At 34.3% G+C, this 11954-nt stretch carries 11 protein-coding genes and 1 tRNA gene; 7 read left to right on the forward strand and 5 right to left on the reverse strand.

Features of this window, described 5'->3' with window-relative positions:
- Positions 1-29 precede the first annotated feature (29 nt).
- Positions 30-2963, forward strand: coding sequence for a type VI secretion system tube protein Hcp (locus tag C5F49_RS02625; protein WP_179363194.1), 2934 nt, complete (start codon positions 30-32; stop codon positions 2961-2963).
- Positions 2964-3058: 95 nt separating this feature from the next.
- Here C5F49_RS02625 and C5F49_RS02630 read toward each other — a convergent pair.
- Positions 3059-3133: transfer RNA gene (locus tag C5F49_RS02630), tRNA-Glu, on the reverse strand.
- A gap of 112 nt (positions 3134-3245) precedes the next feature.
- On the opposite strand from C5F49_RS02630, the gene C5F49_RS02635 reads away from it, so the two are divergent.
- Entirely contained in the window at positions 3246-4130 is an 885-nt protein-coding gene (locus C5F49_RS02635; protein WP_179363195.1) for a hypothetical protein, read from the forward strand.
- 233 nt (positions 4131-4363) lie between these two features.
- On the opposite strand, the gene C5F49_RS02640 is transcribed toward C5F49_RS02635, so the two are convergent.
- The gene (locus C5F49_RS02640) at positions 4364-4531 is read right to left on the reverse strand and encodes a hypothetical protein (protein ID WP_179363196.1); all 168 of its coding nucleotides are present in this window, start codon (positions 4529-4531) and stop codon (positions 4364-4366) included.
- A gap of 124 nt (positions 4532-4655) precedes the next feature.
- Here C5F49_RS02640 and C5F49_RS02645 point away from each other — a divergent pair, with 124 nt between their 5' ends.
- Together C5F49_RS02645 and C5F49_RS02650 are read left to right on the forward strand one after the other, a co-directional pair.
- Positions 4656-6158, forward strand: a complete 1503-nt coding sequence (locus C5F49_RS02645; protein WP_179363197.1) for a peptidase — start codon at positions 4656-4658, stop codon at positions 6156-6158.
- Positions 6159-6214: 56 nt separating this feature from the next.
- Complete coding sequence (locus C5F49_RS02650) at positions 6215-6574, forward strand: tetratricopeptide repeat protein (RefSeq protein WP_179363198.1); 360 nt, start codon at positions 6215-6217, stop codon at positions 6572-6574.
- Between the two features lie 9 nt (positions 6575-6583).
- Here the strand turns inward: C5F49_RS02650 and C5F49_RS02655 are convergent, their stop codons facing one another.
- The gene (locus tag C5F49_RS02655; protein ID WP_179363199.1) at positions 6584-7063 is read right to left on the reverse strand and encodes a hypothetical protein; all 480 of its coding nucleotides are present in this window, start codon (positions 7061-7063) and stop codon (positions 6584-6586) included.
- Positions 7064-7144: 81 nt separating this feature from the next.
- Between C5F49_RS02655 and C5F49_RS02660 the strand changes: the two genes are divergently transcribed.
- Complete coding sequence (locus C5F49_RS02660; RefSeq protein WP_179363200.1) at positions 7145-7789, forward strand: hypothetical protein; 645 nt, start codon at positions 7145-7147, stop codon at positions 7787-7789.
- Here the strand turns inward: C5F49_RS02660 and C5F49_RS02665 are convergent.
- A complete protein-coding gene (locus tag C5F49_RS02665) occupies positions 7770-10004 on the reverse strand; it encodes a beta-propeller domain-containing protein (RefSeq protein ID WP_179363201.1) in 2235 nt (744 codons plus the stop codon). The genes C5F49_RS02660 and C5F49_RS02665 overlap by 20 nt on opposite strands.
- Before the next feature lie 140 nt (positions 10005-10144).
- On the opposite strand from C5F49_RS02665, the gene C5F49_RS02670 reads away from it, so the two are divergent.
- On the forward strand, positions 10145-10897 hold the full coding sequence (locus tag C5F49_RS02670; protein WP_179363202.1) for an ArsR/SmtB family transcription factor: 753 nt from the start codon (positions 10145-10147) through the stop codon (positions 10895-10897).
- On the opposite strand, the gene C5F49_RS02675 is transcribed toward C5F49_RS02670, so the two are convergent.
- Positions 10884-11201 (reverse strand): nitroreductase/quinone reductase family protein, encoded by a 318-nt coding sequence (locus C5F49_RS02675; RefSeq protein WP_179363203.1) that lies wholly within the window; start codon positions 11199-11201, stop codon positions 10884-10886. The two genes, C5F49_RS02670 and C5F49_RS02675, sit on opposite strands and share 14 nt — an antisense overlap.
- A gap of 88 nt (positions 11202-11289) precedes the next feature.
- Between C5F49_RS02675 and C5F49_RS02680 the strand changes: the two genes are divergently transcribed.
- Complete coding sequence (locus C5F49_RS02680; RefSeq protein ID WP_179363204.1) at positions 11290-11742, forward strand: hypothetical protein; 453 nt, start codon at positions 11290-11292, stop codon at positions 11740-11742.
- Positions 11743-11954 lie beyond the last annotated feature (212 nt).

The raw sequence follows: 11954 nt of genomic DNA on the forward strand, positions 1-11954 counted from the left end.
GCCCCATGTATTATTGGCAGGGATGAAAAATGAAATTTTTTAATCTTTTAGTTATTCTGGTACTTTTTGCAACTGTTTTTACAGTACAAGGAGCCTATGCTGCAATTCTGGTTGAAATTCCTAGTATTCCTGGAGAATCCAAAATCAAAGATTTTGAAAATCAAATAATTGTAGACTCGCTTAATTTTGAAATTGATAGAACTCTAGCTGAAAGTGGAAAGGACGGTACTGCTGATATCAATATTGGAGTTGGGGAAATTTCAGAAATAGCAATGAGTAAAAATTTAGATTTAGCATCAAGTGGAATTTTTAAAAGTTCTGTTTCAGGAAATAATGTTGGTGATGTAAAAATTAGTTTTCTAACTACTACATCTGACAAACCACACGTGTATCTTGAATACATTCTTCATAATTCTTTTATCAAAGATTGGCAAACTTCTGCAAATTCTGATGACAGACCTGATGAAGAATTTTCATTAATTTTCAACAAAATAGAGGCAACGTATACTCCAATTGGTCTTGATGGAAAACCAGGAACTCCAGTTACTGAATGTTGGGATAGAGTTAAAAATATGAAATGTGATTTTTCTCCACCACCACCAACTGATTCAGACGGAGATGGAGTGTCTGACTCTGTAGATAACTGCCCTTCAACTCCAAATGCTTCACAAACTGATTCTGATGGTGATGGGATAGGTGATGCATGTGATACTACTGGTCCAGTAGATTCAGATGGTGACGGTGTACCTGATTCTTCCGATAATTGCCCTGATGACTTTAATCCGACTCAAGAAAATTTTGACGGTGATGTATTAGGTGATGTTTGTGATTCAGACGATGATAATGATGGTATTCCAGATGATCTAGATACCAATCCATTTTTACAAAGTGGCGGATTTGCAGATAATGATCCTGCTCCAATAACTGAAGGAATGGTATTTGCAGGAGACCAAACTATCCGAGTTTCAGATGTTGAAGATCCTAGAGGTGTTAGAATTCTTGCATCAGGAGGAACAATCCCTGCTACTGTAACTGCATGTTCAGCAAGTGCTGTATTCATACTTGATGCTGAAGAGGAAGTTATCATCACATGTGATAGTGCAAATATCCAAGTAGTTTCAGGGTCAATTGATGTTACATTTACTGATGTAAATAATGTGGTTGGAACTACTACACTCAATTCAGGTGATGACTTGACATTTGATGGAACATTATTTGAGTTTACAAACAATGGTGCATCTCAGGTTGTAATTATTGTTAATGGCAATCCTATTGATATTCCTGTGGGTCAAACAATTCTTGATGCAGATGGTGATGGTTTTCCTTCAACTTTAGATTGCAATGATGGTGATAGTACCATTTTCCCAGGAGCTACTGAAATTCCAAATGATGGAATTGATCAAGATTGTAACGGAGAAGACATTGATACTAATCCACCTACACTTACTATTCCATCTGATGTGACAGTTGAGTTCGGTGATGACACTTCTACTACATCTACAGGTACTGCTACTGCAATAGATACTGTAGATCCTGCACCAACAATATCTTCTACTGATGTGATTATTTCTGGTACCATTCCTGGATTAGATACCATCACTAGAACATGGACTGCAACTGACAATTCAGGAAATGCTGCAAGTGCAGATCAAACTATTACTATTGTTGATACTACTCCACCAGAATTTGATGGAACTCTAATTCAAGATATTACAGAGGAAGCTACAGGTCCTGATGGTGCCACTGTTGAATTTACATCTCCAATAACTGGTGATGCTGTAGATGGCCAAATTACATCTATCTGTATTCCACAAAGTGGATTATTGTTTAGCTTGGCTGAACACACAGTAGAATGTACTGCAACTGATGCATCAGGTAATTCTAGTTCAGAATCATTTAGAATATTTGTAGTTGATACTACTGCACCATTTGTAATTAGTTCTGGTGATGTTACTGTAGAGGCAACAGCATTTGATACTCTTGCATCTGATGTGACATTGGGAATTCCAAGTGTATCTGATGCAGTAGACTCTGATCCTATTGTCACAAATAATGAGCCTGCAACTTATCCATTGGGACTAACATCCATACTTTGGACTGCAACTGACTTTTCAGATAATGTCGGTGAAGATATTCAATTGGTAACTTTAGTTGATACTACAGCACCTGTTCTTACTATTCCAGATGATGTCAAAGTTCCACTTGATGGACTTCTTACACTAGTTGATATTGGAACTGCTTTTGCTATTGATGCAGTAGATTCAAACCCATTAATTACAAATGACTCTCCTGTTGATGGATTTCCAATTGGGGATACAACAGTTACATGGACTGCTACTGACTTTACAGGAAATTCTGTAATTCAAACACAGCTCGTCACAATCAATGGACCACAACAAGGTAAACAAGATATTATCTCTGAATTAGAATTACTAAAAATACAAGCAAATGAAAAGAACACTCCAAAGGAGATAGACAAAGCAATCAAAGATATTCAAAATAGTCTTGAATCCCAACTATGGATTGATCAGATTAACTTAGACCCAAAGAAGGGTGACAAAGTCTTCAAAGAAGAAGGTGATGCTATACAGAGACTGCTAAAGATTCTAGGAGATAACAATGACGATAAAAAGAAAAAATCAAAAGAAACTCTTGAATTCCAAAACCAAATTCAGAAATTCATTGATAATTTAGTTGATATTGATAGAATATTGGCACAGCATGCAATTGACAAAGCAATTGATGAATTTGGCGGAGATAAAAAATCTGACAAAGAAATAGACAAGGCAAACAAGGAGATGGTAAAAGCCCAAGAAGAATTAGACAAGGATAAACCTGAAAAGGCCATTGATAGATTTGAAAAAGCATGGAATCATGCTCAAAAAGCAATGAAGCACGGTGATGATGAAGACGATGAAGAAGAAGAGAATGACAATGACGACAAGAAAGATAAGAAAGACTAGTCTGATTTAGCCAAATAATTCAATTTTAAAATTTAACATTATTGAAGAAAATTGTCTTTTTTGTTCTGGTATCTAATTTTAGATAGAAATAAGCGTGCTCCCATCGGGATTTGAACCCGAGTCTTTGGCTTGAGAAGCCAAAATGCTTAACCGGACTACACTATAGGAGCTTGTTAAAAAACAAATCAAATCATAATTTAAAGGAAATGTTTTGACTTTGAATGAATTTGTAAAACTTTGTGAGTTGATTCCTTTATAGAAAAATCAAAGATATGAAATTCTATGGAGATTCAAAAATTCATCAAAGAGAATCAATTATCTGGCGGTCCAATCGGTCTTGGCGGGTGTAGAATCTCTGAATTATCTTTTGATTCATGCGATTATGATCTTTTCATCTTTGATGGAAAATCAGAACCTGCAAAAATAGTCAAAGCAGGAGATGACTTTGTAACCATTCATCATACATCTTTGTCTGAGACAAATTCTGAAAAACTTCTCCAATATCATAAACTAGAAATTCTACAAGACGAGTCTTGGGATCTTCGAATGTTCCTCTCAAAGATTGAGGAAAAACACACCTCATTATATTCTGATTTTGCAAAAAACTGCCTTATTGAATCACAGTTTTGTTCTCAAAAAGCAATGGAATCAATTCAATCCTTAGACGTGTTTGCACCTTGCTGGCAAAAATGTGCAACTTACTATTTGGCAAAAGCCATCTCATCAATTAACAATCTACGTCCTAGTCCATCACACATGCTTGATTCACTTCGAAAATTAAAGAAAAACACAATCAATGAGCATATCTCAATTGTAATGCAAACAGTTGGGATTGAGAGGGCTACGCCAACATTACTTGAAAGAATGCTAAAATCAACAATTGGGTTCTCTGATATTGTAGAAAAAAATAACTATTCACAAATTATTCAACAAAAATATGATTTCTTTGTAAAAAATTCAATGCTTTCTGATTGCTATTTTTATTTGGGATATCTAAATCAAGAAAATTTTGTAAAAATCAAAGATTCCTTAAATCGAGAGCAGGATTTGATGCATATTCTAAAGGTCGCATTTGATGTTGAGGCTGATTCCAATCTCCTTGAACAGCAATCAACACAAGTTCAAAAGTCCTGCAATGATATCCTTGGGATTCTCTCAAGTGCGTAGTGTTCTAGCTGGATGTACTAACCTTTTAAAATAAGTAAAATCTCTGGATTATCATGGTAGATCAAGCATGTGGATGCGAAGCTGACAGCGGCGATCCAGATTATTCCTGCGATTGTGCAATGCAAGGTCATTGTATATGCAGTGCTGATTGCAAATGTAATACAGACGTTTGTAAAGAAGCAGTTAAAGAAATGTAATTGGATTAGATCCAATACTAATTTTTTATTTTTTAATTAATCCTCTTCGTCCTCAAAGCCCCATGATTTTACTAATTCTTTTTGGAACTTGTCAGCTTGTTTTTCATCTAGTCCAAATCCGCAGTTCTTGTGAGTGGGTACTACGGTCATTCCATCTAGTTTGAATTCGACTTCAAACAGGTGGACTTTGGAACATTCGCACATTTCTGGAATTTCTGTACTTATTCCTCTATATTTGCTTATTCGAATAAGATTTTACTGCCTCTTTTTCTCATTTTTTACATTTTTGAAAAACGTTTAACTATCCGTTTTGACAATTTTTTTTAGATTGAAAGCATCATTATTACTAATTTTAGCAATTTCTGTACTTCTATTTGGATCACTTGCAGCACCTTCTGCCTCTGCACAATTCCAATCTGGAGGTGTTGATAAAGAAGGTACTTGGTATGCCGGTGAAGGTCTCAGGCAAGGGGATTTCTTTTCTTACTCTATGTGCCATGTGGATTACAAAGAATGTACAAATTTTGAATTGGATATGTGGATTAAAGGAGATAAAAAAGTTGGTACTGAAACCAAATGGTTAGCTGATGTTGCAGTATTTGATGGAAATAAAATAATAGTTGGCGAAATAGAATTTGGAAAAATTGCACCAGAGCCAACAGGTGGTAGTTCAGAATTAGGACTTTATCGTGGAGCTTTCAAATCTTCTATAGTATGGCTATCTGCATTTGCAACATCTGATGATAGTTCTGGCGGTAAAGGCCCAAAAAAATTCAGTGATAAATCTTGGGGTAAAATTGGAAACATTGGTGGAGAACAAGTTGTTCCAATGAAACTTGAAACAGTGGTAACTCCTGCAGGAACATGGGATACTGTTCAAGTTGGTTGGAAAACTGGTGGTGTCACAAGTAAGGTTTGGATTGTAGATGATTTCCCATTCCCTGTTAAAGCTAAAACATACACTCATGTCTCAGAAGGAATTCCTCCAACAGAATACGAATTCACGTTATTAGATTATAAGCAAAATGTTCAAGTGTCTCCTATTGATCAATACAAATCTACCAGTACTGATGTGGCTCAAGCTGGATGTGAAACAAATATTGAAAAATCAATCAGCATAAAAAAACCTACAAATAATTTTGATTATCAAATTCACATTAACTATGGTCCTGAAGATTTAGTTCAAGGATGTGAGTCCCAATGGCTCATTAAATTTATCAGTAAATACGATGACACTGAATTTTTAAATCAAGTTCAGTATGATTTCTTGGTTGTAGATGATAATTTGACTCCATTACGATCCATTGCTCAAGAAGAGGGACAGTCTTTCTTGTATTCTCCATCCGGACAGGCCATACTTGATTTTATTGTTAAAGAAGAACCTGGTACAGCAAAATATGTTGTGTGGGTATATGGTCTAGCACCTCAAGGAATTGTACCTAGTGTTGCATCAGACTATCTGAAATTCTCTGTTCCAATATTTGCAAAAGATGGAACAGCACCTGTACAAAAAATCCCTAGTTGGATTAAAAATAATGCAGGATGGTGGGCAGATGGTTCAATTGATGATAAATCCTTTGTTGAAGGAATAAAATTCTTAATCAAAGAAGGAATTATGAAGATTCCTCCAACAACTCAGGGTAGTGGTGGAAGTACAAGTGCAATTCCTGATTGGATTAAAAATAATGCAGGATGGTGGGCAGATGGCTTAATTGATGATGATTCATTTGTACAAGGAATTCAATTCTTAATCAAAGAAGGAATAATGAAGATTCCAACTAGTAAAAGTACTACAAGTTCAGGTTCAGAGCCTCCTGCATGGTACGACTGATATTTTCTCTAGTTTACATTCAAATTACAAAAATCTATTCTAAATAACGAGCAAATATGGCAGGCCTTTTCAAACATCCTAAACGTCGCATTAAGAAATTACTTAGAGATGGTGAATATGATGCGGCTATAGCATTTGGTAAAAGCTTGGAATCACAATATTCTGATGATCATGATTTTATGTTTATTTTAGGTAGTGCTTTCTTTATTGTAGATGATGCAAAAAGGGCATTACCCTATTTTGAAAAAGCATTTGAATTAGATAATGAAGATGTAGAGACTCTGTCTCTTAAAACCAACGTGCATTTGGCATTGGAACAAAAAGATGAAGCTATTGCTTGTTGTAAATATATTATAAAACTTGAACCAAAAAATACAGAAGCTCAGGATTTGTTAGAACAACTTGAGCGCGTTTAGTTTAGAAAATTATTTTTTGCTTTTCATCTCATAAGCATTTTCCATTAGCCAATTACAAAATGCTGTGACTTTATCATCAAAATCAGTCCAAATGTGAACTGAATGAGGTAAAATATCTATTTTCCAATTATCTGTAAATACTCTGACTCCTTCCTTATTTTCATACATGTATGCATCTTCAGTCTTTACATCACCTAGCATTTCAATTGCTTTTTGTTTTATGATCTCCCTGTCTATTGGAAATCTTTTCTTGTCATAATCGATGATTAAACTCAAATCTCTTTTGCCATATTTTTCAAACTCGTCAATTCTGCCTTGCTTTGGAAAATTTACAATTAGTTTGATGTTGTATTTTTTACCAACTTCTTTTCCAATCTCAACAATTCTGGTATATGCCATGGCGGGATTTTTCTTTAATAGAAATCTGATCTGTGCTAACTCTTTTTTTAGTTCAGATTGCAAATCTTCGACCACTTCTGAAAATATCATGCTTTTTATCTGAAAATTTCCTATTATAATCATTAATTTTCCTCAAGATTAGTTTTTTTAGAACTTCGATTAGTTCAGAATATGGCAATGCCTATGGATTTTGATGGGATGAGAACAGATGATGCTTCACTGAGAACCGATAATGTTGATGACTATAGACGAACATGTATGGACTTTATCGAGGATATCTCACATGATTATGAGGCATGGGTTGATTATTACAAATTGCCTGAAGATGAAGATAAACGACGACGTGTAGGAATTTGTGCTACAATCACTAGAACCAATGACTGGATAGCAAAAGTAGCCCAGTCCATTAAGGCAGTTGATGTTGTAATGAATGATGGAATTCAAAAAATGGCAGAAGCTACTGCAGGAAAGCCACTAGAAATTGGAGTTTTTGTAAATCACAAATCCGGTTACACTGAAACTAGTCCTGGGGTAATTGATGTGAATGTGAAAGGTGCAGGTCGGGAAGGGAGAAAGATGAAACTTGGATTTCATTTTAAAGATGATAGATTTAGAATTGAATCTACATGTGATGCGTATTTGGATGAGGAAAATTTACCTGATAAGGAATTTGATATTTTAGATATTCATCTTAAACTTCATGCAGAAAATGCAAAACCTCGTGATGTTATCTCATTTACTGTGACTCTAAGTGAAGTTGAAAATGATGTTGAAATTGATAGACGTGGAGTTTCAACTATTGTTCATCTGGTATAGCTTCACGAATAACTTCTCCGCCAATATAATCAATAAACTTTCCAGTGTTTTCGAGTTTTATTGAATTTATTTCATCCAAGTTATTCAAAGAATTCATCTTCAAATATCCTTGAGAAGCAGTATACAAGACTTCATCGATGTAGAAACTTCTTGCATTACTCATTCCATAATATCGTGAATCTTCTGCAGAGTGTGTTACTGTTCCTTTAAGGTTGAATCCATCTAAAGTGTTCACATCAAATACATAGAATCCACTCCAACGATTGTAATCTGGAGCAATCTTTTTTGCACTTGATAATCCGCTGAGACTTTTTGCATCTCCACTAATAGGAATTGATAGCACTCCACTTTTTTTATCAAAGAAAAATGACTTGTGTTCGTATAGTGCTTCTGAATGAGTTGAACTATCACCGATTATGATGTCATCTGCAACTTTGGGGTTTTTCACATCTGCCACATTAAACAATGCAATTTTGATGCCTAATTGCTGAACTCTGCCATTGTCTACTTCCTTTGTATCTCGTCCGATTCCAATAACATGTTCTTCATCATATGGATGCAAATAGTTTGAAAATCCTGGGATTTTCAATTCACCTAGAATTTTAGGCGTATCTGTTGATAAATCAATTACAAAGAATGGGTCAATTTGTTGGAAAGTTACCAAGTATAGTCTATCACCCATGAATCTTGCAGAGAAGATGCTCTCATCTGGGGCAATCTCATCTAATTCACCTACGATCTTTAGTTGTTCATCTAAAACATAGACTGCATTTGCACGAACTGTACCTTGATGTTGAATGTAATATTCAGTAGTTGTTGCTACTCTGAATCTATCTCCGTTTTCATCCATGGAGAATTGATTTAGTAATCTACCGGGAACTGATCCTTTGGCTACATATTCGATTTTATCTTCATCAATTGAAATTTTATGAATTATTGTTTTTCTAGTATCTTCTTGGATTTTAACATCGTATTCATTAAGGGCTTCTCTGATTTTTTCAAATAATTCCTCTTTGTCTTTTTTATCCATCTGGTTGTAAGATTTTTGCATTAGTTCTGAAATTTTTATCCATTGCACTGCTGAAGTAATTGAAGAATCATTTTGTATTGCTTTGATTTGTTCTTGAGTGTTATTTGGTAATAATGGTACAACTACATCAAAGAATCTGTCCCGTGATGAATTCTCATAAAATCCAAATGGCATGTTTTGTTGATATGTTAAATAGAAATTATCTTCAGAAACATAGAATGCTCCAGTGTACCCCATGAGAAATGATTCTGAATTTATTTTATCGCCAAAAATATCAATTGCTGTTAATGTGTTAAAGTTTGAAAATTGTTCCATATTGTCAAAGTAAAATGCATCTGGTGTCATTATTCTAATTGAATCCTCCATTATTACTGGGAGTCTTGGATATTGATAATCGACATTACTGTTTGTAACAAAGTAAGCATAATTTCCAATCATTCGTGCATCCATGAAATGCCCGTCTATGGAATAGTCTTTTAGGATTGTTGGGTTCTCTTTGTCTGATACATCTACAATCAATGCATGTGTGACTGAACTGTATGAACGTCTTGGAATAAAGTCGTACTGTGGGATGATTTCATCATCACTTTGACCGTTGTAGAAAATTACTAGTCTATCGTCATTTAGGAACATGTTCTGAATGTATTGTGATTCAATGTCTAATGCAATTTTTAAAACTAATTTTGCAGATTCTGCTGGATATGCATCAATTATTGAAAGTGTATTTTGAGATACAATGTATACGTACTTTGAATCATTTTTGAGATAGTCTGGTTCATCTACATTTTGTACTTGAACATTTGTTGTTGAATATTCTGATCCTCCTGTTTTAGCTGCTCCATCAGAAGGCATTGGTGCCATTGCTGGAACTCCTGTATTTTGAGCACTATCGAAACTTGCTGATTCTGCAACTGCAAATGATCTTATCATTCGATCATCATAGAAATTACCGCCTTGTGATGATGATGCCTCGAGAATACCTTTTAGCTCATCTTGAGATGATATTTTTTTAACATTGTTAGTTCCTTCAAAGAATTCTGAAACTGTTTTTTCAATATAGACTATTTCAGTTTGAGGTGTTTGTGTGATTTGCGGCTGATTATCACTTCCTACTGAAAACATTATTCCGGCAGTAACTATTACCGAAATGGCGATTACAATTGGTATTGTTATTTTTTGATTCATTTTTCTTTCCTCACTTTATCCATTTTTTGAAAACAGACATTTAGTGATTACTATCATTTCATAGTTTGGGATAAAAGGTTTAGTGAAATTCAAATTTCACCAAACAATTTACATATACTAGAATTAGATAATCAACTCGAATGTCCACTGATAAGTTACCTGATGATGGATTAACTGAAAATATTAAAATCCTTGCAACTGATGATGAAAAAATAAAATCATTTGGGGAGATATTCACCAATGATTCTAGTCGTGAAATCCTCCAATTATTATTCAATGACGAATTAACTGCATCTCAGATTGCACAAAAAAGTGATGTGTCTCTTCAGCTTGTAAAGTACCATCTCAATAAACTACAAGATCTTGGAGTAGTGAAAATATCTAGGATTGAAAAAAATTCAAAATCACAAGACATGAAAATTTACACTGCATCAAAATTCAGTATTGTCATTGTTCCACCTAAACTTTCTGAGAAAACAAAAGAAAGTAAATTACTAGTTCGCTCCTTTAGGAATATCTACAAAGTTGCAGGACTTGGAATTGCAACTGGTTTTTCTGGATTACTTTCATTATCTCAATTTCAAAACAAAACTATTCCTGTAGATAATTTTGCAATGGATGGTGGAATTCCTGTCATTGAGGAATCTGCTAAAAATATACAATCATTACCAAGTGATGAATCTGTAGAGTCCATCTCTGCATCTTCTCCAATGATTGCAGAATCTGAATCACAAGAAATTGCACAGCGTAGTATGGATGTTGTAAATACTGCAGTAAGTTCTGAGATGACTGTAAGTTCTGATTTCTTTTTACCCCTTGTTGTAATTACGATAATCCTAGGTGGACTGACAGCATTCTATTTGTGGAAATTTAGAAAATCTAGTTTAACGTAACTTCAATTGTAACTCTTTTCTCTTTGGCTCTTTCTTCTCCTGGATATTTTAGAAAAGAAATTTTTTCATCTAGTGTTTTGTCCGTAACTAATTTTGCATTTCCAATGAATTCATTATCATTGTATTGTATTTTGACTAGTGGATTTGCCAATGCATTTTGAAACCAATCCCCATCTGGTCTGTGCCTTGAAAAGTAAATTTTTCCATTATGATTAACTGCCCGAAGCATAACTTTGTGCTCCCTTCCTGTTTTTCTTCCCTTTGTAATTAGGATTGGACGAAACAATTCTTCCTTTATATCCATGCGTAATTTTCTTCTGTCAAGTAATTTAACCTCATTGATAGAAATTTCTGATATTCGGTGTGATAAGCAAATCTGTTGATTTGGTGACATGTCCGTAAAACTTGAAGGCATGCCTACCAATTTGGCAACTGCAGATACATTTACTGGAAAAAAAGTCATTGATAGAGAAGGAATCGAATATGGCAAAGTCAAACATATTCACATCAACCAAGACACACTAGCTGTCAACGGTGTAACTATCCATCAAGGATTCAGAAGAGATTTCTTTCTATCTGAGGATTATATTGACAAGTTTTCTGAGGAGACCTTGCTACTGAGCAGACCTCCTGTGAGAACTGGAATTCCTGTAACTGATATTGATAGACATAAAATTGGTAAAGTAAAACGATTGCATAAAAATCCAGAAACAAATGAATTGGAATCAATCGAAGTCACTGATGGTTTAATGCATTCTAAAATCCTATCTAAAGCTGAAATTTGGGGTGTAGGAGAAAAAGTCATTTTAAGAATGACTAAAGAAGAATTCAAAAAACTTGAATAATTTCTTTTAATTTTCTTTTTTCAAAATTCATCTATTGTTTATTCTGATTTTTTAGAGCAGACACCACAAACAGGAATTCCTTCTTGTACTGTAACATCAACATTTGATGAGTGACATTTTTGACATAATCCTTTCATGCTTTAATTTGATTATTTGGTCTTTAAATTTTTTATGAGGATCGACTCAACCAATACTTAGCAATTTATAATTGA

The organism is Nitrosopumilus oxyclinae, assembly GCF_013407165.1.
Classification (GTDB): domain Archaea; phylum Thermoproteota; class Nitrososphaeria; order Nitrososphaerales; family Nitrosopumilaceae; genus Nitrosopumilus; species Nitrosopumilus oxyclinae.